Origin of the sequence: Vibrio sp. A1-b2 (genome assembly GCF_021726015.1) — a bacterium.
GTDB classification, from domain to species: Bacteria; Pseudomonadota; Gammaproteobacteria; order Enterobacterales; family Vibrionaceae; genus Vibrio; species Vibrio diazotrophicus.
In genome coordinates this window covers 24,288-50,165 of record NZ_JAKKCI010000003.1, presented here as the reverse complement: position 1 = coordinate 50,165, position 25,878 = coordinate 24,288, and the positions used below count along the sequence as shown (strand labels likewise).

Here is a 25,878-nt window from a genome sequence, read left to right as displayed (position 1 = left end):
ATTTCTTTTGGTGCTACGACTTTTCCAATACCCGTATCGACATACTCACCGCTGACGTGCGGTTATCGACTTCCAGCTTCTTATAAATCTGCTCAAGATGTTTGTTCACCGTGCGCGGGCTCATATCGAGTATCTGCGCAATCTCCCAGTTTGTTTTGCCGAAAGAGAGCCAATAGAGAACCTGAGATTCGCGCTTGGTGATGTTAAACACTTCGCGTAGGTCATCTTCGCTTCCTGCTTGTTTAGGAACGTTGACTCGAATCAGAACATGCGTATTGCTGTCATTGCCAGCAAAGGTTGCTTCGAGAGGCGAGTCAAACTGAGTAATGGACAATGGTGCAGAAGTATCACCACTGTTGAGCCATAGAGCGATGTCGGTTTGGATTTGTGACCAAGTATGCGCAATGTCCTGCGTGCTGTCCGAGCGACGACTAATATCGCATAACAGCTCCTGAGCATGGGGTGTTGCCCATTCCAAATCACCGTTTTTTGAGACACAGAATATAAATTGTCCCGCATAATCGAGTGCCGCTTGAGCCGATTTTGCCATGCGTGCGTTATGGCTGTGAACGCGAATACGAGCGAGCACTTCAGCCGGAACCACTGGTTTAGTGATGTAATCAACTCCGCCTGCTTCAAACCCTTTGATGACGTGTTTGGAGTCATTTAACCCCGTCATAAAAATGATAGGAATCGCTGGCAAGCGTTCCTTTAACTTCAAGCAGGTATCGAAGCCGTCCAATACGGGCATAACGGCGTCAAGCAAGATGACGTCTGGCTGGATTTTTTCCACTATCGATAGCGCCTGATGACCGTCCAGTGCGACCAGTACGGTAAGGCCTGCTTCATTGAGAGTTGCATTTAACATTCCCAATGATTCAGGAGAGTCATCGACGACTAATACGATGATGTTTTTTGCTGAGAAACCGTTCATGAATCTATTAATCCATTAATATGTTCGACGATGTTTGCGAAGCGGCAATGGTGCGCCTCTTCTCGCATGGTGCTGATAAATTTTGTGCCTTGGTGACCGTTGCTTTCTAAATGGTCGAGCATGTCACTGAATGCGGACATAAACCCGATCTCGGCAAAGCTTTTCAGCTTATAAAGCTCGGAATGATTCGGGTAGAAGTCAGCTATTTCTTGATGACTCTCTTTTTCATCGGCTTGATAGACCCACTCAATGCCCAACAACTGGCTCAATTTTCCAAGCAGGAGTGACAGCGAAACCGGCTTGGTCAGATAGCCATTGTGATAACTGTATAGCTGATTGTTGGTTTCTAACTCCTGAATATTGGCTGAGAGCATGAGTATAGGCTGATAGTAGTGCTTTTGACGCAATTTAATCGCCAATTGCCAGCCGTTCACTTGTGGCATAAAGATATCCAGCATGAAAAGGTCGATCGCTTTGCTTTCTGCCAGTTCCAATGCCGCTTGTGCGGAGTTGGCTTGAAGGACGTTAAATCCAAGTGGTCTCAGAATATTGCTGATAAGCGTACGCTGATCATCAATGTCATCTACCACCAGAATGGTTTTCTTCGGTCCTTTATAGCCAGTGACATCAAGGTTAGTTAATTCAGGCTCATTCAGATAGTCATTCACCTCTGACAGCAACATTTTCAAGGTAAAGGTGCTGCCTTTGCCTTTTTCGCTGACACATTCAATTTCACCACCCATCAAGTCGGCCAATGCATTAGAGATGGTTAATCCCAACCCTGTGCCGCTGATATGTTTGGTGTGGTCAGATTGAATGCGCTCAAAAGGGCGGAATATCAGTTGCTGCTCATCTTGTGAAATACCAATACCCGTGTCCTCAACAGTGAAGCGTGCGACTTGGTTTCGATACGTCACTGAGAAATGTACATGCCCAGATTCTGTGTATTTCACCGCATTATTGAGCATATTGATAAGGATCTGCCTTAGTCTTTGCTTATCAGCACTGATAAACACAGGTAAATGTCCAGCACAACTGTAGTGGAAGGTAAGCTGCTTTTGCTCTGCCTGCATGCGGAACATTTCAACCAGTTGTTGCAATAAAGAATGCAGGTTAAATGAGTCCCGATGCAGCTCTAATCGCCCCGCTTCAATTTTCGAAATCTCTAACAGACTTTCCAGTAAATCACCCAGATGCTTGCCGTTTCGTTCCAGTGTTTCCGCATATTGGCGCTTTTTCGGGGTTAACTCTTTGTCCTTGCTGAGCAGTTGGGCGTAGCCGAGCAGCACGTTGAGTGGTGTTCTCAGTTCATGGCTCAGCCCCGCCAGATAACGACTTTTCGCATCGTTGGCGTTTTCTGCTTTTTTCTTTGCCCGTTCAAGCTCCAGAGAGGTTTTTTCGTGCGCGGTAATTTCATCAGAAAGCAAATTGGTGTGTGCCTGAAGCTCTTTCATAGCGAGGCTGCTGCTGCTTCTAGCCAAGACAAATAGCCAACTGATAATACCTATTGGGATGAGCAACAGGGCGAACGCTTTAAACAGACTGATAGAGAGCGCATTCATCTTGGTTGGATCTAAGCTCGGAACCTGACTGTAAGCCAGTGCCAGAATCGCGCCAATCGTAAGGCTCATTAATACCATCACCATAAAAAATTGGCTGATAGAAGAGGAGAGTTTGTTGATCCAAGCGAGCGGTAAATAAGGCTTTAATGCGTGTTTAACCTGTGCGTGAAAGGTGGCTTGTGGGCGGCACTTATCATGGCAACGAACATCGAGAGAGCAGCAAAGTGAGCAGATGTGACCTTGATAGGCAGGGCACATCGCCATATCTTCTTCCTCGAATGTGTGCTGGCAAACCACACACTCATGTTCTTGATGTCCATGGTGAACAATGATTTCGTCGTGGACTAAGTAGTAGCGACTGCGTGTCGCGAGTGCAATTAATGGCGCAGTCATAAAAGGCAATATGAACGCAAGATATGAGGCGAAGGCTTTGATCACATCATTAAATACGCCAAAGTGGGCCGCGAATCCAAACAGGGATGCAATGATCATTGAACCCAAGCCCACAGGGTTTATGTCGTAAAGCTTTGAGCGTTTAAATTCGATGTGTTTGGGGCTAAGACCGAGCGGTTTGTTGATGGCTAAGTCAGCCACTATGCTACCAATCCAAGAGAGCACCAGAACCGAGTAGATTTGCAAAGTTTGCTCAATGAGTTGATAGACGCCAAGTTCCATTAGCAGCAGTGCAATCAATACGTTGAAAATCATCCATACCACGCGACCGGGGTGGTGATGGGTTAAACGTGAAAAGAAGTTAGACCAAGCCAGAGAGCCCGCATAGGCATTGGCAACGTTAATTTTCAGCTGGGAAATGATGACAAACAAACCGGCGCAAATAAGGGCAAGTTTGGTGTTATCCGTCATATAACCGAACACATTTACATACATATGAGCTGGGTCGCCGGCCAGATCTGGCGCAATACCGTGACTGATAGCAAGCCACGCTAAGAAACTTCCCAGTGCGATTTTCAACGCGCCAAACAACATCCAACCGGGTCCACCAATCAGCATCGCAGCCCACCAACGCAATTTAGTTGATGGAGTTTGTGCGGGAAGAAAGCGCAGAAAATCGACTTGTTCACCAATTTGCGCCACAACCGAAAGCAGTACTGCCGAGGCTGCACCAAACAACATCCAGTCAAACTCAGGGCTGTGTCCAACTAAGCCACCGTAAGAGAGCCATTGGTCAATTTGACTGTCTGGATGAGAGAAAACGAAGAACAGTGGAATGATCTGCATTGCTAGCCAAAGCGGCTGCGACCACATCTGAAATCGTCCGATATTGGAAATACCCAAAGCAACCAGAGGAATCACAATCACGGCGCTGATGATGTATCCCCAAAACAGCGGAATACCAAACAGCAGTTCTATCGCCATCGACATAATGGCGGCTTCGAGGGCAAAAAAGATAAAGGTGAACGAAGCGTAGATGAGCGACACTATGGTCGAGCCAATATAGCCAAACCCAGCACCTCGGCTAAGTAGGTCGGCATCAACACCATATTTGGCGGCGTAATAGCAGATAGGTATGCCACTTAAAATGACCACCAGAGAAACACCGACTATCGCCCAAAGTGAGTTGATAACGCCGTAGTTGAGAGTGATAGTGCCACCGATGGCTTCAAGAACCAGAAACGAAACGATGCCCAAAGCGGTATTGGCTATCCAGCCTGCGGACCACTTCCTGGCACGTTTGGCGGTAAAACGCAGTGCAAAATCTTCCAGTAATTCGTTGCCAACCAGTGTGTTATAACGCCTGCGCGTTATCGGAACCTTCTGCATCTCATTGTCTCTTCATCCTTAAAGCGGTGACTTACACTCCTTGCAAGTCTGGAAATTTCAACCATTTCATTTTATAGGTCGCTCGCGCGAGTATAGCTCGATTTGTTCAAATCTAATATGCGTAGTTTGACGTAGACAAAGTGCGCAATACGCGCATACCGCTAACTCTCTATCTCACCGATACTTTTCCGGAGCTTGCTTCTGATGTCTGTAACTGATGTCTGTCATTGGGGGTGTAAGTTTGAACCATTTATTAATCAAGGGAAGATGAAAAATGAAACGGAAATTCCTCTCCACGGCAGTACTGGCGGCGTCACTACTCAGTGCACATGCACTAGCAGCAGACACGATTAAAGTCGGAGTGTTGCACTCATTGTCTGGCACTATGGCAATCAGTGAAACCACACTGAAAGATACAATGTTGATGCTGATTGAAGAGCAAAACAAAAAGGGTGGTCTGCTTGGTAAAAAGCTAGAGCCTGTGGTTGTTGACCCAGCGTCTAACTGGCCTCTATTTGCAGAAAAAGCGCGCGAATTGATTTCAAAAGACAAAGTATCAGCAGTATTCGGTTGCTGGACTTCAGTATCTCGTAAATCTGTACTGCCAGTATTTGAAGAGTTGAACAGCATTCTGTTCTACCCAGTTCAATACGAAGGTGAAGAGTCTTCGAAAAACGTGTTCTACACAGGCGCTGCGCCAAACCAACAGGCAATTCCAGCAGTTGATTACCTGATGGATCAAGGTGTGAAACGTTGGGTTCTTGCAGGTACGGACTATGTTTACCCACGCACTACCAACAAAATCCTTGAAGCCTATTTGAAAGATAAAGGTGTGGCGGAATCAGACATCATGATCAACTACACGCCTTTCGGCCACTCTGATTGGCAGTCTATTGTTTCTGATATTAAGAAATTCGGTTCAGCGGGCAAGAAAACAGCGGTTGTTTCTACCGTCAATGGCGATGCAAACGTACCTTTCTATAAGGAGTTGGGTAACCAAGGCGTAACTGCAGACCAAATTCCAGTGGTTGCTTTCTCTGTGGGTGAAGAAGAACTATCCGGCATGGACACAGCTCCACTTGTCGGTCACTTAGCCGCGTGGAACTACTTCGAAAGCGTGGATTCACAAGCGAACGAAGAGTTTATCGAAGCGTGGCACAAATTCACTAAAGACGACAAACGCACCACGAACGACCCAATGGAAGCGACTTACATCGGTTTCAACATGTGGGTGAAAGCGGTTGAAGCGGCAGGCACAACAGATCCAGCAGCCGTGCAAAACGCGCTCATTGGTACGTCTGTTCCTAACCTTTCAGGCGGTTACTCAACCATGATGCCTAACCACCACATCACTAAACCTGTTCTGATTGGCGAAATTCAAGATGACGGTCAGTTCCAAACTGTATGGGAAACGGCTGGTTTGGTTGCGGGCGATGCATGGTCTGATTTCTTACCGGGTTCTAAAGACCTGATTTCAGATTGGCGCGCGCCACTTAGCTGCGGTAACTACAACGTTAAAACAGGTAAATGTTCTGGTCAGAACTTCTAATTCGTAACACAGACCTTCCTGCTGTTTTACGAAATTAGCCAGACGCAACGAAATAAGTGGGTGCGAAAGCCCCACTTATCCTCTGCTTGATAAAGCAAGAAATGGATTTTAGAGGCTGGGCTAATAGCCGAGTCAGAAAGGGTTACTCATGGTCTTAATTAAGCGAATGTATTCCATAGTACGCGATACCAGACGAATAGCTCTGGTGTGGTTGCTTGGGGTGACAGCCTTATGTGTGACTTCTTCGGCGCAAGCCGAGACGAGCGCTTCATTCGATGAAGGCTTACAAGCGATTTCAACACTCAAATTCAATCAAATCGAATCGGGTGTGGATAGCATCTTACAAAGTGGCGACGAGCGAGCGGCTGACGTATTGAGTCTGCTGCTGAATGGCGATTTATATGTAGAGAAATCAAGCTCAACATTGGTCGTCATTAAAGCCAAAGAGGGCAGTGACGTCACTATTCAGCCACTTCTTTCGACCAATGATGGCGATACATCGACGGCAAATTCTCAATCGACAGTAAGTTCCCGAGCGATTAAAAAAATCGGTATCAACAACAGTTTGCGTGGCAAATTAAAATCGGCAATCGCCGCGTTAAGCATCTCTCATCCTAACTCGGACCAGCGTATTGACGCGATTAACCAGTTAATGGGTTCGATGGATGAAGAGAGTTATCAACTCCTCAAAGATCACTTAGTGAAAGAGTCAGATTCCAAAGTGAACGACTTAGGAACCACGGCGCTGGCTATCTATGTTTTGAAAAACAGTAGCGATGACAATGTCCTTGCTCAAGCGATTGATACCCTCAAACCCAGCTACCAACCAACGGCTCGAAATGCGCTTAATCAGTTTATTGGTGAGAACCCTGAGAGTGCACTCATTAGTGCTGCGCGTATCGCGTTAAGCAGCATTGAACAACGTGAGAAAGTGGCGGACATGACGCAAACCCTGTTTTTCGGTTTAAGTCTTGGTTCTGTATTGGTGTTGGCGGCGATTGGTCTTGCGATTACCTTTGGTGTTATGGGTGTCATCAACATGGCACACGGCGAACTCATCATGTTGGGCGCGTACACCACTTATGTGGTTCAAACCTTAATGCCAGAACACATCGGTTTATCTGTATTTATCTCTATCCCCTTAGCGTTTGTTGTGTCAGCAGTTGCTGGTGTACTGATTGAACGTTGCGTGATTCGCTTTTTGTATGGTCGACCATTAGAAACACTGTTAGCAACATTCGGTATCAGCCTGATTCTGCAACAAGCGGTTCGCACAGTGTTCTCTCCGCTAAACCGATCGGTTTCAACACCGGAATTTATGCAAGGTGTGATTGAAATTAACCCTTTGCTTAGCCTGACGTTAAATCGCTTATACATCATTGTTTTCTGCCTAATTGTGTTTGCACTTTTGTACCTGATTTTGAACTACACCCGCTTGGGTATTGAGGTTCGCGCGGTTTCGCAAAACCGCAGTATGGCACGTGCGATGGGGGTTCGCTCTGAATGGGTGGACGCCATGACCTTCGGATTAGGTTCCGGCATTGCGGGCATTGCGGGCGTTGCGTTAAGTCAGCTAACCAACGTAGGACCGAACTTAGGTCAGGCTTACATCATCGACTCTTTCATGGTGGTGGTATTCGGCGGTGTGGGCAACTTGTGGGGAACGCTGGTCGCGGGTATGTCACTAGGCGTGGCAAACAAAGTCCTTGAACCTTGGGCTGGCGCCGTTCTGGCGAAAATCCTAGTGCTGGTGTTCATCATTCTATTTATTCAGAAAAAGCCCCGAGGATTATTCCCTCAGAAAGGGCGTTCTGCGGAGGGATAATCATGGTGTATCAACCGAAGTTATTTGATCGCTCTACCATGACATTTCTATTGGTTTTGGCAGTAGCTCTGTGTGTGATTCCGGTGTTGAACATGCTGGTGGGTTCAGGCAGTGCACTGCATATTTCAACCTATACCGTCACGCTAATGGGTAAGTATCTCACCTACGCATTACTCGCTGTTGCTGTGGATTTGGTGTGGGGTTATTTAGGAATTCTGAGCTTAGGTCATGCGGCATTCTTTGCTTTGGGTGGCTATGCGATGGGTATGTATCTGATGCGTCAGATCGGTGATCGTGGCATTTACGGCAACCCTGAACTGCCAGACTTTATGGTGTTTTTAAACTGGAAAGAGCTGCCTTGGTTCTGGCACGGTTTTGACCAGTTCTGGTTTGCTGCTTTAATGATCGTTCTTGCACCTGGTGCACTTGCGTTTGTTTTTGGTTGGTTGGCGTTTCGCTCTCGCGTAACAGGTGTGTATTTATCAATCATCACTCAAGCGCTGACTTACGCATTGATGTTGGCATTTTTCCGTAACGAAATGGGTTTTGGTGGCAACAACGGTCTAACCGATTTCAAAGATCTTCTGGGCTTTGATTTACAGGCTAACTCAACGCGAATCACGTTGTTCATTTTATCGGGTGTCGCACTTGGTCTTGGTTATCTGGCGTGTCGTTTTATTGTGGTGAGTCGTTTAGGACGCGTAGCAATGGCGGTGCGCGACGCGGAATCTCGTACCCGCTTTACGGGTTACAAAGTGGAATACATCAAGTTAGCGATTTTCTGTTTTTCTGCTGTGTTAGCAGGTATTGCTGGTGCTCTGTATGTACCGCAAGTGGGTATCATCAACCCTTCTGAATTTTCTCCTTTGAACTCGATTGAGCTGGTGGTTTGGGTCGCATTGGGTGGTCGCGCAACTTTGTACGGCGCGGTGGTGGGTGCATTAGCGGTGAACTATGCCAAAACCTATTTAACCGCTGCGCTACCAGAGGTATGGCTGTTTAGCCTCGGCGCTATGTTTGTGTTAGTGACGCTGTTCCTGCCAAAAGGTGTGGTTGGGCTTATCAAAACCAAGGAGGCAAACGCATGAGCTTGAGAGATTTTGCAAGGTCAATGACTGACCGTCAACATGTTTATGATTTCCTTGTGCCGAAAGTAAATCCAATGCTGACCGTTGGTCATGGCTGCTTGCTTTACCTTGAAGGATTGACCGTTAGTTTTGATGGATTCAAAGCGATAAACGATCTCAATTTGTACATCAATGAAGGGGAGCTGCGCTGCATTATCGGCCCTAATGGCGCAGGCAAAACCACCATGATGGACATTATTACTGGCAAAACTCGCCCAGACAGTGGCAGTGCGTGGTTTGGGCAGAATATTGATCTGCTTGAACTGAGTGAACCGGAAATCGCCCAAGCGGGAATCGGTCGTAAATTCCAAAAACCGACGGTATTTGAAAACCAAACCGTGTTTAACAACCTTGAATTGGCGATGGCTGGAGCGAAAACCGTTCGTTCGACCTTGTTTGCCAAACTGAGTTCGTCAGACATTGATTACATCGATTATGTGCTGAAACAAATTGGTTTAGAGCCTCAACGCTTTCTACTCGCTGGTGCTCTATCTCACGGACAAAAACAGTGGCTAGAGATTGGCATGCTGCTGATGCAAAACCCGAAACTGCTGCTGGTGGATGAGCCTGTGGCGGGAATGACGCATCAGGAAATGGACAGAACTGGCGAGCTACTCACCAGCCTCGCTGGCGAACGCACCATTGTGTTGGTTGAACATGATATGGATTTTGTTCGCTCGATTGCCAAAAACGTTACGGTTCTTCATCAAGGTTCTGTACTTGCCGAAGGCACCATGGATCAGGTGCAAAGCAACCCCAAAGTGGTTGAAGTCTATTTGGGAGAAGAAGCATGTTAACGGTGAAAGGATTAAACCAGTTCTACGGACAAAGCCATACCCTGTGGGACTTAGACCTTAATGTTGAAGAGGGTAAATGCACCTGCCTGATGGGACGCAACGGCGTGGGCAAAACCACGTTATTGCAATGTGTGATGGGGTTGCTCGCGACACAAAGTGGTCAAATTGAATATCTTGGGCAAGACATTGCTGGATTATCAGCAGAAAAACGTGCGCCTTTGGGTATCGGTTATGTACCTCAAGGTCGCCAAATATTCCCTTTACTCACGGTGGAGGAAAACCTGCGTATAGGTTTACCCGTGCGCGGCGATAAGAGCAAAAATGTCCCGGATTTTATCTATGAGCTTTTCCCTGTGCTCAAAGAGATGCTGCATCGTCGTGGCGGCGACCTTTCAGGTGGTCAGCAGCAGCAACTTGCGATCGGTCGCGCACTGGTCATTAACCCAAAACTACTGATTCTGGATGAGCCAACAGAGGGTATACAACCTAACGTAGTGGCTGAGATTGGCGACATCATCCGCCGTCTAAATCAGGAAATTGGTCTGACGGTATTGCTGGTCGAACAGAAGTTACCATTTGCAAGAAAAGTGGCTGACCGATTCTGCATTCTTGATCGTGGACGCCAAGTGGCGGCAGGTGAGATGACAGAACTCAATGATGCTCTGGTCAAAGAATATCTAACGGTGTAGCGCTATGAATCTTATGTCTAAGTTCGACCTCATCAGTCAAACCGAGCGCCACTGGCCAGCGTTTCTCTCGCTGGGTTTTGATTTTGATGGCGAGAAGACTCGAATGCACCAAATGGCGTTTCAAGGCCCATTGCGTGTACAGCGTCCATTCTACCCAGAGCAGGAGGTTTGCCATGTTTATTTGCTGCATCCCCCAGGTGGGTTGGTCTCTGGCGATGATTTAAGCATTCAGGTGGAATGTGCGCAAGACAGCCACGTGCTGATCACCACACCTTCTGCGGGCAAAATCTATCGAGCTGACAGCCAAGGCGGCGCACAGCGTCAGCAGGTTCATATTGATGTGCACAGTGCCCGCTGTGAATGGATGCCTATGGAAACCATCGTGTTTGACGGTGCGCACGGCAAACTTTCTACACGAGTGAACCTGTATGGCGAGGCGAAATTCGTCGGCATTGACGTGTTCTGTTTAGGTCGGCCGAAAAGTCATCTGCCATTTGTTAGCGGCAGCGTTGAACAGCGTTTGGCGGTCTATTTGGAAGATAAGCCGATTCTGCTTGAGCGCCAATTTCTGTCTGCGGACGATCCGCTTCTAACCGCCATGAGTGGTTTCAACCATCATTTGGTTTCTGGAACTTTGGTGGTGTTTGGTATTGAAGATGCAGATTCTGCGGTTACTGCGTTAAGACATTCACTAGATTCAAAGCAAACGACACTGAGCGTTACCCATCGCCTAGGGGTAATAGTGGTTCGCTATTTGGGCGATTGCAGTGAACAGGCACAACAACAATTACGTGGATGTTGGCAACTTCTGCGACCGCTATTGATGGGCATCGAGCCATGTCCACCAAGGATTTGGAACACCTGATTTAAACCATTTTTCAGAGGGACGATATGGAATTATCACCAAGAGACAAGGATAAACTGCTGCTGTTTACTGCGGCGTTATTGGCTGAGCGCCGATTGGCTAAAGGTATCAAGCTCAACTATCCAGAAGCCAGTGCTTATATCTCCGCAGCCATTATGGAAGGTGCGCGAGAAGGTAAAACTGTGGCTCAGTTAATGAGTGAAGGGCGCACTTTATTAAGCAAAAGCGAAGTTATGGACGGCATTGCAGAGCTTCTAGAAGAAGTGCAGGTTGAAGCCACCTTTCCTGACGGGACTAAACTGGTCACCGTTCATAACCCGATTCAGTAGGAGGCGTTATGAAGCCTGGAGAATACCAACTGCAATCTACACCAATTGAACTGAATGCAGGGCGTAAAACCTTGAGTATTTCAGTGGTCAATCACGGTGACCGACCTGTGCAGGTAGGCAGCCATTATCATTTTTTTGAAACCAACCCAGCACTCGACTTTGAGCGTGAGAAAACCAAAGGAATGCGTTTGAACATTGCTGCGGGAACGGCTGTTCGTTTTGAACCGGGACAAACTCGCAACGTAGAACTGGTTGAGTTAGATGGCGCGAGAGAAGTGTACGGCTTCCGTGCCGAAGTGATGGGTAAGGTCTGATTTCAAGGAATAGGAAATAAAAATGGCAGAGATATCTAGGGCTGCGTATGCCGATATGTACGGGCCGACAACCGGCGACAAAGTTCGTTTAGCGGACACTGAGCTGTGGATTCAGGTTGAAAAAGATTTTACGACTTATGGCGACGAAGTGAAATTCGGTGGCGGTAAGGTGATTCGCGATGGCATGGGACAAGGGCAAAAATGCCGCGACGAAGTGGTGGACTGCGTGATCACTAATGCTCTGATCCTTGATCACTGGGGCATTGTTAAAGCCGATATCGGCATTAAAGATGGCAAGATCCACGCAATCGGCAAAGCGGGTAACTCAGATATTCAGCCGAACGTGACGATTCATATTGGTGCCAGCACAGAAGTGATTGCTGGCGAAGGTCATATTGTGACGGCAGGCGCGATTGACGCTCACATTCACTTTATCTGTCCGCAGCAAATCGAAGAAGCGCTGATGTCAGGCACAACAACCATGTTGGGCGGCGGCACAGGTCCTGCAACGGGGACTAACGCCACTACCTGTACACCGGGCGCTTGGAACCTCGCTCAGATGTTGCGCAGTACAGACTTAATGCCGATGAACTTTGGTTTTCTTGGTAAAGGTAACGCCAGTTTGCCGCAAGCGTTAGAAGAACAACTTGAAGCGGGTGCGTGTGGCTTAAAACTGCATGAAGACTGGGGAACGACACCGGCTTCGATTGATAACTGCTTAGCAGTGGCTGAAAAGTACGATGTTCAGGTCGCGATTCATACCGATACGTTAAATGAATCGGGCTTTGTGGAAGATACTCTTGCGGCATTCAAAGGTCGTACGATTCATACCTACCACACGGAAGGTGCAGGTGGTGGTCATGCTCCGGATATTATCGTCGCTTGTGGTCAGCCGAATGTGCTTCCTTCTTCGACCAACCCGACTCGTCCATACACGGTAAACACAGTGGATGAACACCTCGACATGTTGATGGTGTGTCACCACCTTGATCCCAACATTCCTGAAGATGTGGCGTTTGCTGATTCTCGTATTCGTAAAGAGACTATTGCGGCAGAAGATATTCTGCATGACTTAGGCGCTTTTTCGATGATTGCTTCTGACTCTCAGGCAATGGGTCGAGTGGGCGAAGTGATTTGTCGTACTTGGCAAACCGCGCACAAGATGAAAGTGCAACGCGGCTTATTGCCAGAAGATGAAGAGCGTCAGGCGGATAACTTCCGCGCCAAGCGTTACATCGCTAAATACACCATTAACCCAGCTATCGCGCATGGCATCTCTCATGTTGTGGGTTCATTAGAAGTGGGTAAGTTGGCGGATATCGTACTTTGGAAACCGGCTTTCTTTGGCGTTAAACCAGCGTTGATCATTAAAGGCGGTTTTATTGCTGCTGCACCAATGGGAGATGCGAACGCATCCATTCCAACACCTCAACCTGTGCATTATCGCTATATGTTCGGCGGATTTGGCACTGCGGGCGCTGCAACGTCAGTAACTTTCACCAGCAAAGCGGCAATGGAGAACGGCTTGCAGCAAACGCTAGGGCTGAAACGTGAGTTAGCTGCGTGTCTTAACAGTCGTAACGTAACGAAAAACGACATGATTCATAACGACTACATGCCGGTGATCAGCGTCGATCCGCAAACCTATGAGGTGAAAGCGGATGGACAGTTGTTAACTTGCGACCCAGCAACGGAATTGCCTCTGGCACAGCGTTATTCGTTGTTCTGAGAAACCGAACTAAGGAGAGTTGTATGTTGAAAGTTGTAGGACGTTCCGACCATTTCCATGGGGCAGTGTTGGATAAGGTGATTTTGCCATTTGCACTGCGTCAGAAAGGTCGATTCAGAACAATGAGCCAATCTGGACTGGATGTAGGTGTGTTTTTACCTCGCGGAGATGTGCTTAAACACGGTGACTACTTGCACACCGAGTGCGGACAAGTATTGGTTGTGGTTGCTGAAAAAGAAGCGGTCGTGACAGCGAAAACCGATGATTGGGAAACCTTTGCTAAGGCGTGTTACCACATGGGAAACCGTCATGTGCCTATGGCGATAGGCCAGTGTTGGCTGCGCTTCCAACCCGACCATGTACTGCAAGAAATGGTGGAAATGATGGGATTGGTGTGTGAAGCCCAAATGGCAGAATTTACACCAGAAAATGGCGCTTATCATGGCAGTGGTAAAGGTCATCATCACGGGCATGACCATGATCATTCTCATGGACACAGCCATTCTCATGGTCATTCCCATAACCATTTGCACACCGAATCGCACAACAAAAGCCATGGGGAGCATCATCACTAATGCAGATTTCAGCGTTGTTATCTCTGCTGCATTTAAGTAGCCCAAGTTTGCCAATAGGTGCTTTTGCCTATAGCCAAGGCTTGGAAGGTGCGGTGGAACTGGAATGGGTGAAGGATGAAACAAGCTTAAAGGCATGGCTGTCGCCGCTGTTGAGAAGCGGGCAGGCAAATTTAGAACTACCACTGTTAAAGCGCTTTTATCAGGCATGGCAGCTCAACGATGTAAACCAAATCGAATATTGGCAGCAGGTGTTACTGGCTAACCGTGAAACTGCAGAGCTGGTGATGGAGGAGCAAAAACTTGGGCAAACTCTTCATCGGTTATTGGCCAGTTTAAACGTTGAGCTAGACAGTAAAGCGCGCAGCATGAGTTACCTGCCACTATACGCCAAAGCTTGTGTGCACTTTAACGTGCCACTTGAAGTCGCTGCGACAGGTTGGCTCTGGTCTTGGCTAGAAAATCAGGTCACGGTGGCGTGCAAAACTGTTCCGCTAGGACAGACCTCTGCGCAGAAAGTGTTAATCGAAATGATGCCAGTGATTGAACAGGCGATCGAAACAGGTTTATCCGTCAGTGACGACAGCATCGGGCTGACATTACCCAATTTTGCCATGGTGAGTGCATGGCATGAGACTCAATATTCAAGATTATTTAGGAGTTAAATATGAGCACACAATGTTTACGAGTAGGCGTCGGTGGCCCGGTAGGCTCCGGTAAAACCGCGTTGTTACGTCAGTTATGTTCGGCAATGCGTGAACACTACAATCTTGCGGTGGTAACGAATGATATTTACACCAAGGAAGATGCTGAGTTTCTGATGCGTCATGAGGCGCTGGATATTGACCGCATTATGGGAGTTGAAACCGGTGGTTGTCCTCATACCGCCATTCGCGAAGATGCTTCTATGAATCTCGCAGCTATCGATGAGTTGCAACATCGTCATCCGGGTTTGGAATTGGTGCTGGTAGAAAGTGGCGGTGACAACTTGAGCGCGACCTTCAGTCCAGAACTCTCTGATTTGACGCTGTATGTGATTGACGTTTGTGCGGGAGACAAAATCCCACGTAAAGGTGGGCCGGGTATCACTAAGTCAGATCTTCTGATTATCAACAAAACCGATCTCGCGCCGATGGTTAACGCATCGCTTGAAGTAATGGACCGGGATGCGAAGAAAATGCGCGGAGATAAACCGTTTGTGTTTACCAACTTAATTCGTGGTGACGGTTTGAAAACGGTCATCGATTTCATCGTTCAACAAGGCATGTTGGCTGAGCGTGAAGTGAATGTCGTCGTCACTGAACAGAACTAATACCGAACAATCTATTACAGAACAGATCTAATAGAGCTGTATTAACGGGCTGTTGTAAGAAAAGGAATTTTTAAATGAAACTATCTCTTAGCAAAATCATCTCTGCTGCCGCTCTACTGGCTGCAAGTTCACCAAGCTTTGCTCACACTGGGCACGCAATGCACGCAATGCACGCAAGTTTCTCTGAAGGATTTTTGCACCCGTTAACGGGCATTGATCATCTTGCTGCACTGGTCTTAATTGGATTCTTTGCGGCAAGCTATAGCTACAAAAAATCGGCGCAAATTATTGCTTGTTTTGCTGCCGCGTTAATGGCCGGATTCTTTGTTGGCGTTGAATGGTCGAATGCATCAATGGCGGAATCGCTGGTTGCTGGCTCTTTGATTGCGTTGCCTGTTGCTCTGTATGCATACCGCAAAACAGGGGCAATTAAGTGGCTTTCTATGATCAGTATTGCAGCGTTCAGTGCTTGTCATGGCTTAGTACAAGGCGCAGAAGCGATTGGCGCAGTGAGTGAGTTTGGCCTTGGTTCACTGGTGGCAAGCGTAATGGTGATGGTTGGCGTTAATGTAATGGTTAAAGCTATTCGCAATGCTGTTGCTCATTTCACTACTGTTAAACAATAACAACATCCGTTGGCTATAAATACGGGTCAGAAGTGAAAGCAAAGGGAGCGAAATGCTCCCTTTGTTTATGTTGAATGTTTATATTCAGTCATGTCATTGGTGAAATAATTTATTTAAATATGAAATAATTTTTCAAAAAGCATTGTAATGAGCTAGCTAAGCTGAGATAACTAAACGCGTCTGTGCATTAGATGTAAGGTCTATCTTTGTGAACCCATTCGTCTTTACTTTCGGCATTATTTTTAGCGGTTTTGTGCTGGGATTATTTCTCCAACGTTATCTCAAACAGCGTTCATCTTTTGTTAGTTTGGTTTTAACCAAAGTAGCGCTGATGGCATTGATTCCGTTTAGTGTCTTTGTCTCTTTATGGCAGCTAAGTGATATTCGCACTGAGTTATTGTATCTGCCTTTTATAGGCGCAGGTGTGATCGCCGCGGGTACCTTGGTCGGGATTGTTGTAGCAAAGAAGAACCGCTTAACGCCTGTGCAAACAGGGGCGCTTGTACCAGTGACGGCGCTCTACAACATTGGCGCGCTGGGTAACCTTGTTCTGTTCATCACATTTGGTGAAAACGGCGTGGCTATGATGGCTCTGTTTAAGCTGTTTGAAGAGTTGACCTATTTTGGTCTGGTTTTCCCATACGCAAAATCCAAATCTCAAGATGAAGCGCTCAAGTCCACACAAAACAAACAAGTGTGGAAAGACCCGATTTTCCTTATCGCCATTTGCGCGATCTCTGCTGGTTTGCTGCTCAATGTGGCGGGGATTGAACGTCCTGAATTTCTGCTTTCAGTGAGTCACTGGACAATCCCAGTGGGTACATTTTTGCTGATCGCTTCTGTAGGGCTAACCTTTAACCTAAAAGGTGGAAAGCGTTGGCAAAAAGTGGCATTGACGGCGACCCTTGCACGCTCTGTTTGTGCGGTGCTGGTGGTTTTAGTCATGCTTTCACTGTTTAACCTTTGGCAGGTTGAAGGACAACTGGTCGCGAAGGTGTGCTTGGTGCTGGCAGTGATGCCCACAGCATTTATGGGTACGTTACCAGCAGTGCTTTATGGCTTGGACAAAGAGGTGGCGAATACCAGTTGGATTACCAGTTACTTCGTGTCCATGGTGCTCACGCCAATTATGCTCGTTTTCCTCAGCACCTTGTAGTTTCCACTAAACATTAACGTTTGATTGAGCACGCTATATCGCGTGCTCAGGCTTTTCTAATGCGATATCACGACCACACAGCTTTGGATTAATGTCATTTAAAATCAGCAGCACGCAAGAGACCACTACGGCAGCAAGCAATGTGGCACTCACCAGACCAAAGGCAATGCTGGCAATTAGCGGTATTAAAAATTGCGCCTGAGTACTGGTTTCGGTCAGCAAAGGTAATAAACCAGCAAAGGTAGTGAGTGAGGTGATCAATATTGCTCGGAATCGATCGTGAATGGCTAGCTTACATGCTTGGCGTAGTTCCTGACCTTCTGCCACTTTGTTTTTCACAAATGTGACCAGCAGAATATTGTCGTTAACCACAATACCCGCAAGGGTGGCAAAGCCCACCAGACTCGGAATCGTCAAATCTATTCCCAATCCTAAGTGTCCCCATACAACTCCAATCCAAGCCATTGGAATGGCAAGCAAAACCGCAAACGGTTGAACGAAGCTTTTGAACAAAAATACCAGTATCAGATAAACGCCAATAATGCCAAGTGCAAAATAGGTGAACAGTGATGAGCCAGTGTCTGCACTCTCTTTATCCTGCCCTTGAGAAGCGAAATGCACTTCGGGGTATTTCTGCGCCGTTTTAGGCACAAACTCTTTGTAAAACTGCTGCATGATTTCACGTGCGTTGGCGACTTGGGTATTGATATTGCCTTGAACTGTCGCTGTTGGAATGCCATTGACCAAGTTAAGACGCGAGAAGGCTTTAGACTGGGTTAAATCAGCGACTGCCATTAATGGGATAAGTTTGCCGTTGTTGGCAGTGATAACAAGATCATTCAGGTCGTCAAGCGTTGCTTGATGCAGGAAGTTACTTTGGCGGATGCGAATATCGACGATCTCTCCGTCTTGGAACACTGTTAGTTCATTGTTGCCTTTCACCGCGTTGCGTAGTGTTTGTGCGACTTGAGATGCGGTAACGCCCAATACGCCAGCTTGGTCTTTGAGTGTGACTTGAATATCGTCACGTCCGTATCGCAAATCGGAAGAAAGATTGAATACACCGTCGAATTGTTTGAGCCATTTCATCAAAGCTAAGTTCACCGCATAGAGTTCTTGTGGGTCGTTTCCCTGAACTCGGATATCAATACCGATACCTGCAACGCCACGTTCCTTGTCTGTAAATTTCAGAGCAATAACATCAGCAGTAGGGCCAGCTTTGCTTTTCCAACTTTGGATGAGGTCTTTGATGCTTTCTTGACGAAATTGAGCGGGTAGCAAGTCTGCACTAACCGTTGCCATATGTGGACCAGAATCAAAGGCATCGATGTTGGTGTTATACATAACCGTAATACTGTTGATTAACGGCTCACCGAACTTCTCTTGATACTCCTTATCCATCTCTTTTAAGGCGTTTTCAACTTTGCTCACCACACTTTCTGTTTGTGATAACAAGCTGCCTTGATTAAGCAATATTCTTGCTTGAAGTGTGTCGCTCTCTAGGGTTGGCATAGCTTTGAATTTGAGCAAACCCGCAGGGAAAGTGGCAGTGGTCGCGGCGACGACAAACAGCAAAATACCAATACTCAAATAGGGGGCACGCATTGCGATGACTGAAAGGGGGACAAAACCTTTGTCGCGTACAAACTCAAACCCAGCGGTAATTTTTCTGCGAATGCGGTTGCCATTGGCGACGTCAGGATGACGAGCTAAATGCGAAGGCAGAATGAACATGGCTTCAATTAAGCTCACGATCAGAGTCATCATTAGTACGATCGGGATATAGCGAAGAATGTCACCGAGCTTTCCGGTTAGGAACATCAACGGGCCAACGACCATGATGGTGGTTGCAAAAGAGGCGATAACACCCGGTAATACTTGCTTTGTTCCTTCTATTGCCGCTTGAACTGGAGCCATGCCTGCTTCACGTTTTGCTGCGATGTTCTCAGCAATGATCAATGAATCATCCATCAGAATACCGATGGCGACAATCAGTCCGACCATGGTCATCATATTGATGGTGTAACCGAGTATCAGCATGATAAACAGCGTGCCGAGAAAAGAGACGGGAAGACCAATCGTTACCCAGAAACTAAAGCGGATATTGAAGAATGCCCATAACGCTAAGAACGCAAGGATCAAACCTTGAACACCGTTGCTGCCTAGAATACGCAAACGCTCTTTAATATTGACGCTCACATCTTGTGTAATGGTCAGTTCAACACCTTGTGGAGCTAACGCACGTTCTTTGTCGATGAGGCGCTGAACAGCTTCGCGCACTTTGAGGGTGTCCTGATTCTGGTTCTTTGAGATTTGCAGTAACGCTGCTCTTTGTCCGTCAAACAGAATCTTATCTTCTTCAAGGGCAAACTTTTGCTCTATGGTTGCGATGTCTTTCAAACGCAGTTGAGTGGCGCTGTTGATCATCAAGTTCTCGATGTCATTCACCTGTTTAGCTAGCTGGTCAAAGCGAATACTGGATTCTGATAAGTCGTTTTTCATTGTTCCCGCAGGAATACTAATGTTCTCTTGCTGAATTCGATTTGAAAGATCAGAAATGCTCAGACCAAACTGCCTTAAGGTTTCGCTTGGTACGGAGACTTCTATTTCTTGCTCAGAGAAACCACTGATGGTGACTTGGGCGATCTCTGGGCTGGCTTTAAGACTTTGTTTTACTTTGTTTGCATACCAGTAGAGGTCTTGATCAGACATAGGGCCAGTAATTGCGATACTGACAACGGACGCAATGCGGTCGAGTTTTGTCACTGTTGGCTGTTCGGCGCGTTCAGGGAAGTCGCTAATCGCATTCACTTTTTGCTGTACTTCACTGGTCAGAATATCGATGTTTTCGCCACGGTTGATTTCCACACTGCCAATTGCCACGTTTTCTCGTGCATCACAAGTGAACTCATAAATACCATCTAGCTTATCCATCGCGTCTTGAAGAGGAATGCAGACCTCATCTGCCACTTCTTTAGGTGAAGCACCCGGATAGCTGACTTTCACTTCAATATTAGTGGTCGGCGCTAAAGGGAATGTGTCCTTTTGCATTTTAGGTAGGGCGTAAATCCCGAGCAGCAAGATAGCAATCATCAAAACGTTGGCCGCCGTTTTGTGCTGAGCAAAGTAGGCGATCATCATTCACCTCCTGCTGCTTGTTGGCTTAACCACTGCATCATTGTTTTATCGGGTTGCGGTTTAAGCTTCATACCCTCTACCGCGGGTTGTAACTGGCTCACGACCACCATGTCACCTTCGCTGACTCCAGATTTAACAACCGCAATCTGGCCTTGGGTAAAGTCGACGTCTATAGGCTGAATCGTGAGTTGATTGTCTTTCACCACATAGACATTACCTCTATTAATCGCATTAATAGGCACAATAAGCTGGTTTTCCAGTTGTTGCGCTTTTAGCGTGACTTTAACAAAGGTATCGCGAATCAAAGGTGGCCTTTCTCCCGGCTGCGCTTGGCGATAAGGCTCTGGAATGCGAACAATCAGGGTTTGGCTCTGAGTCTGAGCATCAATAAAGCCGCCACTTCGGTCTACAACACCTTGCCAGTGAATCAGCCTGTCTCCTGTGGTTAAAGTGACCGTGGCTTCTAAATCGCTGTGCAGAGAGTTATCGAAGCTTTGCAACTGACTCGCTCGGCGCAGTGGACGCATTTTGCCAATCGAATACTGGGCAAGTACTTCTACCGAGTCCATGCCATCGGATTGGAGCAGCGCTTGTCCTTTATTGACGTACTCTTCGACATCAATATTGGTTGCGGTGATGCGAATGTCATAAGGTGCTTTGACTTCAGTATGGCTAAGGTCACGTCGAGCAATTTCCAGCTCAGCATTTAATACTTGTTGTTCCGCAACCGTAATCGCTTGTTCATTCTTCAGGTTTTGCAGCAACTGTTGTTTGTTAAGTAGATCTCGTTTGGCTTTGTCTTTTTCAGTCTGAGAAAGATGACCAGTCTTGGCTAAGCGTTCGCTGCGTTCGTACTCTTCTTTTTGCAGTTTGTAGTCTTGCTCGGCAATCGAATAACTTACGCCTATGGTTTGATATTTGAGTTTCGAAACGTCCAGCTCTGCATTGAGTTTAGTGATGGCAAGTTGATAGGCGGAGTCGTCGAGTTTAAGAAGAGATTCACCTTTAGTCACAAATGCGCCGTTCTTAAAATGGTCAGAGACCCAAATAACCCGGCCTTCGACTTCAGCTTGAGCTTGCCACTCTTGTGCTGGACGGGTGTAGCCATAACCGATAACACTAGGTTGAATGGCGAGAGGTTTTATCTTTATGACTCGGACGACTTTTGTGCCTATAGCTTGTTCTGTTTTCGGCGGTTCGGCTTTCATGCTGGGGGCGACAAAGAGAACAATACCGCCCAAGACGAGTGGGGGAACAATAAGTAATCGTTGAATCCAACTGTAGCTAGCCATAGTCACTATCCCTGATCTTGTTTTTATATAAGTAAAAGCTAATGCAAAAGTTGCCGAATGAATTGGTGCCAGATCTCAATTCATCGCATATTGTTAATTTAGCTTTAACTAAAATAAAAAATCCGGTGCTGGGCACCGGATTTGGGTAAAGTTAAGTAAAAAATCGTCAGGGATAATTTGCGTTTACGACTCTTTATCTTTCGTCAGGGACAGAATGCCAATAGAAACGGCCGCGACCCCGACAAATCCACCTAGGATAATGACTGGCATAGCACTGTAACCTAGAACATGCCAGATAATGGATTCAAGTGTACTCATTTCTGTGCTCCTTGTTATTGCCAGCCTTCTACGCCGTGCATATCTGGCAGGTTATGTGCGATACCTTTGTGGCAGTCTACACATGTTTTTTCACCAGACGCTAGGGCAGTAGAGTGTTGTTGAACACTACGTTCACTTTGCTCTGAGAAATCCATAAATTCAAATTGGTGACAGTTACGACATTCGAGAGAGTCGTTCTTCTTCATCCTTGCCCATTCACGCTCTGCTAAGTGCGCGCGGCGCTCTTTGAATTTTTCTGGAGTATCGATAGTTTTCGTTACGAAATGTGCAAACAGCTCTTTTGATGCTTGAACTTTACGAATGATTTTATCTGTCCATTCGTGTGGTACGTGACAGTCTGAACAGATTGCTCGAACCCCTGAACGGTTAGAGTAGTGAATTGTCTCTTGGATTTCGGCAACGATAGGAGCATGACAACCAGAACAAAACTCTTCCGTATTGGTCATTTCCATACCTGTGTTAAATGCGCCCCAAAATAGCAAGCCACCAGAAAAACCCAAGAATAAGATAACACCAGCAGCCGCTTTACTTGGCCTAGTTAACTTACTCCAAAACGCTTTAAGTAGTTTCATAAATCGCCTCTTATTGTTTGGTTTGCTTAGCGAAGTGATTCAACACGCTTAAAGTCATTTTCAACCAAAGGTTGAGCGTCCGCTTGAGGAACGTGACATTGCAAACAGAAATAACGACGAGGTGATACATCAGCAAGTACTGCATCTTCACGGTTTAGGAAGTGCGTTACACTAATTTTCGTTGCGCCCATATCTTTGGCGTTTTTCCAGCTGTGGCAAGATAAACACTTGTTCGCATCTTTATTGACTTCGTAGTTACGAATTGAGTGTGGAATTAGTGGCGGCTGATAAACGTAATCCGCTTCTAAAGATTGTTCACGAGGAATTTTCTTCATTTCATCAGCGTTTCGCGTTTCTTCAAGAAGGCTAGAACCTCGCAAAGATTCCAAACCACCTGTTCCACCTGGAAGATCCAACTCAGCTTGCGCAAAGGCTACGCCGGACAAAACAGCACCTACAGATAACAGTGCAACCAGTAATTTTTTCATATTACATTCTCCGCCTAATGGCTAAATTCTTTAATGTGGCTGCCCGAAGATTTTGCCGAAGGGCAGCCTTTATACGCTTGCTTTACTTAAGCCACTTTTGTGATTTTAACCGGACATTTCTTGAAGTCCGTTTGTTTTGAAAGTGGGTCGGTAGCATCTAGGATCAACTTGTTGATCAGAATGCGAGCATCAAAGAATGGTACGAATACCAAGCCTTTTGGCGGCTTGTTACGACCACGAGTCTCTACACGCGCTCTAACTTCGCCGCGTTTGTTAGCAATGACCACTTCATCACCACGGCGTAGACCTCGTGCGACAGCATCTTCGTGATGCATGAAACACACAGCATCCGGGAAGGCCTTGTAAAGTTCAGGTACACGGCGAGTCATAGTACCTGTGTGCCAGTGTTCAAGAACACGGCCTGTACATAGCCATAAATCGTATTCTGCATCTGGCATTTCAGGTGGCGCTTCGTATGGAGCAGAGATGATCCATGCTTTGCCGTCTGGTTTGCCGTAGAAATCCCAGCCAGTGCCTTTCTTCGCATACGGATCTGAGCCTTCTTTGTAGCGCCATAGTGTTTCTTTGCCATCAACTACTGGCCAGCGTAGACCACGAGTTTGGTGGTACATATCGTAAGGTGCTAAATCGTGACCGTGGCCGCGACCGAAAATTGCGTACTCTTCGAAAATACCTTTTTGCACGTAGAAACCGAAGTGGTGTGCGTCATCGTTTAGTTCACGTGCTTCGCTCACTGGGTACTTGTCGATCTGACCGTTTTTGTACAGCACATCAAACATAGTTTTGCCACGGTATTCAGGCATTTTTGCTAGCAATTCTTCTGGCCACACCTCTTCCATCTTGAAGCGTTTAGAGAATTCCATTAGCTGCCATAAGTCAGATTTTGATTCACCGATAGTACCAACTTGTTGGTACCAAGCTTGAGTACGACGCTCTGCGTTACCGTAAGCGCCTTCTTTTTCAACCCACATTGCCGTTGGCAGAATCAGGTCAGCTGCTTGCGCTGTTACTGTTGGGTATGGGTCTGAAACTACAATGAAGTTTTCTGGGTTACGGTACCCTGGCAGACGTTCTTCATTGATGTTAGGACCGGCTTGCATGTTGTTGTTACATTGAACCCAGTAACAGTTCAGTACGCCATCGTTCAGCATACGGTCTTGAAGAACCGCGTGGAAACCTGGTTTTGGTGGGATAGTACCTTCTGGTAGTTTCCACACTTTTTCTGCGATTTCACGGTGTTTAGGGTTTGCAACCACCATGTCTGCTGGCAGACGGTGAGCAAAGGTACCTACTTCACGAGCAGTACCACAAGCCGAAGGCTGGCCTGTTAGCGAGAATGGGCTGTTACCCGGAGTCGCAATTTTACCCGTCAGCAAGTGTAGGTTATACACAAGGCTTTGCATCCATACGCCACGTGTATGCTGGTTCATACCCATGGTCCAAAGTGACATTACTTTGGTATTTGGATCCGCATATTGTTTCGCTAGTGTAATCAGTTTCTCTTCGCTCACACCCGACATTTCGGATGCTTTAGCCGCAGTGTAAGGTGCAACTGATTTTTTGTACTCTTCAAAAGAGATGTTGCTCATTGAGCCATTGTTAGCATTTTTTGCTTTTTTCTGTAGCGGGTGTTCATCACGCAGACCATAACCGATATCAGTCACAGCTTGTTTGAAGTGGGTGTGCTTGTTCACGAAGTCCCAGTTTACTGCATCATTCTGAATGATGTAGTTCGCGATGAAGTTTGCAATTGCTAGGTCAGATTGTGGATGGAAAATGTAACCGTGGTCAGCAAGCTCAAATGAACGGTGATAGTATGTAGACAGCACGTTTACTTTTACATGCTGTTCGCTCAAGCGACGGTCAGTTAGACGGCTCCAAAGAATAGGGTGCATTTCGGCCATGTTCGAACCCCAAAGTACAAAAGAGTCCGCATTTTCTAAGTCGTCATAACAACCCATAGGTTCATCAATACCGAAAGTACGCATGAAACCCACTACCGCAGATGCCATACAGTGACGAGCGTTCGGGTCGATGTTGTTTGAACGGAAACCAGCCTTCATTAATTTAGCTGCCGCATAACCTTCCATTACTGTCCATTGGCCAGAACCAAACATACCGATGCTTGTTGGGCCTTTCTTAGCAAGCGATGCTTTCCATTTTTCAGCCATAATGTCGAAGGCTTGGTCCCAAGAAATAGGCGTGAAGTCGCCATCTTTAGCGTATTCACCATTGCGCATACGAAGCAGAGGTTGAGTAAGACGGTCTTTACCGTACATGATTTTAGAAAGGAAATAACCTTTGATACAGTTTAGGCCTTTGTTTACTGGTGCTTCAGGGTCACCCTGAGTTGCCACAATACGACCATTTTGTGTACCCACTAAAACCGAGCAGCCAGTACCACAGAAACGACAAGGCGCTTTGTCCCAGGTAATTTTGGTTTGATCTGTGCTAGCAATCAGGTTAGCAGCAGAAGCTGGCAATGTTACTCCAGCGATAGCTGCAGCTGATGCTGCTGCGTTTGCTTTCACAAACGCTCGTCTTGTCATTTTCATACTTCATCCTCTGTTTGGGATTGTTGAATTCCAGTGTCTTCGTCCAACTGCTCTAAATCTGTTTCGATTTGGTGATAAACCAAAACAGTGCTTAGCACGTTAGGTAAATTGTTGATGGCATCAATTGTGTCGGTAATAAAACCTTGATTCTCGGTTTCGAGAACAACCACAATTTTACCTTCAGGGCTGTCACCGTAGACTTCAGCATTCTCGAATTCTTCGATTTGAGCCTTTATTGATTCAAGATGCTGTGGAAGCACATGAATCACCAAACTTGAAATGTGCACTTCATTCAGTGACATACA

General features: G+C 46.7%; 23 protein-coding genes. 14 read left to right on the top strand and 9 right to left on the bottom strand.

The features are described from left to right. Positions 1-13 precede the first annotated feature (13 nt). Both L3V23_RS07790 and L3V23_RS07785 read right to left on the bottom strand, forming a co-directional pair. Complete coding sequence (locus L3V23_RS07790) at positions 14-934, bottom strand: DNA-binding response regulator (protein ID WP_102965286.1); 921 nt, start codon at positions 932-934, stop codon at positions 14-16. Further along, positions 931-4,278, bottom strand: coding sequence for an ATP-binding protein (locus L3V23_RS07785; RefSeq protein WP_180980261.1), 3,348 nt, complete (start codon positions 4,276-4,278; stop codon positions 931-933). The genes L3V23_RS07790 and L3V23_RS07785 overlap by 4 nt, the downstream gene beginning before the upstream one ends. A gap of 274 nt (positions 4,279-4,552) precedes the next feature. Here L3V23_RS07785 and urtA point away from each other — a divergent pair, with 274 nt between their 5' ends. The 14 genes from urtA (at position 4,553) to L3V23_RS07715 (ending at position 17,168) form a co-directional block, all read left to right on the top strand. Then, on the top strand, positions 4,553-5,827 hold the full coding sequence (urtA, locus tag L3V23_RS07780; protein WP_042483021.1) for an urea ABC transporter substrate-binding protein: 1,275 nt from the start codon (positions 4,553-4,555) through the stop codon (positions 5,825-5,827). 148 nt (positions 5,828-5,975) lie between these two features. Further along, positions 5,976-7,652, top strand: a complete 1,677-nt coding sequence (gene urtB / locus L3V23_RS07775) for an urea ABC transporter permease subunit UrtB (RefSeq protein WP_237292163.1) — start codon at positions 5,976-5,978, stop codon at positions 7,650-7,652. A gap of 2 nt (positions 7,653-7,654) precedes the next feature. Next, entirely contained in the window at positions 7,655-8,740 is a 1,086-nt protein-coding gene (gene urtC / locus L3V23_RS07770) for an urea ABC transporter permease subunit UrtC (RefSeq protein WP_237292162.1), read from the top strand. Then, on the top strand, positions 8,737-9,576 hold the full coding sequence (gene urtD, locus L3V23_RS07765; protein ID WP_237292161.1) for an urea ABC transporter ATP-binding protein UrtD: 840 nt from the start codon (positions 8,737-8,739) through the stop codon (positions 9,574-9,576). Before urtC ends, urtD begins: the two co-directional genes overlap by 4 nt. Continuing rightward, complete coding sequence (gene urtE / locus L3V23_RS07760; RefSeq protein WP_102942235.1) at positions 9,570-10,265, top strand: urea ABC transporter ATP-binding subunit UrtE; 696 nt, start codon at positions 9,570-9,572, stop codon at positions 10,263-10,265. The genes urtD and urtE overlap by 7 nt, the downstream gene beginning before the upstream one ends. Before the next feature lie 4 nt (positions 10,266-10,269). Then, positions 10,270-11,130: an urease accessory protein UreD gene (locus tag L3V23_RS07755; protein ID WP_237292160.1), complete on the top strand. Its 861-nt coding sequence runs from the start codon at positions 10,270-10,272 to the stop codon at positions 11,128-11,130. A gap of 26 nt (positions 11,131-11,156) precedes the next feature. Beyond that, entirely contained in the window at positions 11,157-11,459 is a 303-nt protein-coding gene (gene ureA / locus L3V23_RS07750; RefSeq protein ID WP_102942237.1) for an urease subunit gamma, read from the top strand. Positions 11,460-11,467: 8 nt separating this feature from the next. After that, positions 11,468-11,773 carry an urease subunit beta gene (locus tag L3V23_RS07745; RefSeq protein WP_102987335.1) on the top strand — a complete coding sequence of 102 codons (306 nt, stop codon included), beginning with the start codon at positions 11,468-11,470 and terminating at the stop codon, positions 11,771-11,773. A 22-nt stretch (positions 11,774-11,795) separates the two neighbouring features. Further along, positions 11,796-13,502: an urease subunit alpha gene (gene ureC / locus L3V23_RS07740; RefSeq protein ID WP_102942239.1), complete on the top strand. Its 1,707-nt coding sequence runs from the start codon at positions 11,796-11,798 to the stop codon at positions 13,500-13,502. Positions 13,503-13,525: 23 nt separating this feature from the next. Next, on the top strand, positions 13,526-14,077 hold the full coding sequence (gene ureE / locus L3V23_RS07735; protein ID WP_237292159.1) for an urease accessory protein UreE: 552 nt from the start codon (positions 13,526-13,528) through the stop codon (positions 14,075-14,077). Beyond that, positions 14,077-14,739, top strand: a complete 663-nt coding sequence (locus tag L3V23_RS07730) for an urease accessory UreF family protein (protein WP_237292158.1) — start codon at positions 14,077-14,079, stop codon at positions 14,737-14,739. Before ureE ends, L3V23_RS07730 begins: the two co-directional genes overlap by 1 nt. 2 nt (positions 14,740-14,741) lie before the next feature. Next, positions 14,742-15,386, top strand: coding sequence for an urease accessory protein UreG (ureG, locus tag L3V23_RS07725; protein WP_237292157.1), 645 nt, complete (start codon positions 14,742-14,744; stop codon positions 15,384-15,386). A 74-nt stretch (positions 15,387-15,460) separates the two neighbouring features. Beyond that, positions 15,461-16,012 (top strand): HupE/UreJ family protein, encoded by a 552-nt coding sequence (locus L3V23_RS07720; protein WP_237292156.1) that lies wholly within the window; start codon positions 15,461-15,463, stop codon positions 16,010-16,012. A 208-nt stretch (positions 16,013-16,220) separates the two neighbouring features. Then, positions 16,221-17,168, top strand: a complete 948-nt coding sequence (locus L3V23_RS07715; protein WP_237292155.1) for a hypothetical protein — start codon at positions 16,221-16,223, stop codon at positions 17,166-17,168. A 33-nt stretch (positions 17,169-17,201) separates the two neighbouring features. On the opposite strand, the gene L3V23_RS07710 is transcribed toward L3V23_RS07715, so the two are convergent. The 7 genes from L3V23_RS07710 to L3V23_RS07680 form a co-directional block, all read right to left on the bottom strand. Further along, positions 17,202-20,309, bottom strand: coding sequence for an efflux RND transporter permease subunit (locus L3V23_RS07710; protein WP_237292154.1), 3,108 nt, complete (start codon positions 20,307-20,309; stop codon positions 17,202-17,204). Further along, positions 20,306-21,598, bottom strand: coding sequence for an efflux RND transporter periplasmic adaptor subunit (locus L3V23_RS07705; RefSeq protein ID WP_102965291.1), 1,293 nt, complete (start codon positions 21,596-21,598; stop codon positions 20,306-20,308). The genes L3V23_RS07710 and L3V23_RS07705 overlap by 4 nt, the downstream gene beginning before the upstream one ends. A gap of 183 nt (positions 21,599-21,781) precedes the next feature. Next, positions 21,782-21,916, bottom strand: a complete 135-nt coding sequence (locus L3V23_RS07700; RefSeq protein WP_081878682.1) for a TIGR02808 family protein — start codon at positions 21,914-21,916, stop codon at positions 21,782-21,784. A 14-nt stretch (positions 21,917-21,930) separates the two neighbouring features. Further along, positions 21,931-22,509 carry a NapC/NirT family cytochrome c gene (locus tag L3V23_RS07695; protein WP_042483062.1) on the bottom strand — a complete coding sequence of 193 codons (579 nt, stop codon included), beginning with the start codon at positions 22,507-22,509 and terminating at the stop codon, positions 21,931-21,933. A 26-nt stretch (positions 22,510-22,535) separates the two neighbouring features. Then, entirely contained in the window at positions 22,536-22,997 is a 462-nt protein-coding gene (locus tag L3V23_RS07690; RefSeq protein WP_042483065.1) for a nitrate reductase cytochrome c-type subunit, read from the bottom strand. Positions 22,998-23,083: 86 nt separating this feature from the next. Continuing rightward, on the bottom strand, positions 23,084-25,573 hold the full coding sequence (gene napA, locus L3V23_RS07685) for a periplasmic nitrate reductase subunit alpha (protein ID WP_237292153.1): 2,490 nt from the start codon (positions 25,571-25,573) through the stop codon (positions 23,084-23,086). Further along, a complete protein-coding gene (locus tag L3V23_RS07680; RefSeq protein ID WP_042483070.1) occupies positions 25,570-25,875 on the bottom strand; it encodes a chaperone NapD in 306 nt (101 codons plus the stop codon). Before L3V23_RS07680 ends, napA begins: the two co-directional genes overlap by 4 nt. Between the last annotated feature and the right edge of the window lie 3 nt (positions 25,876-25,878).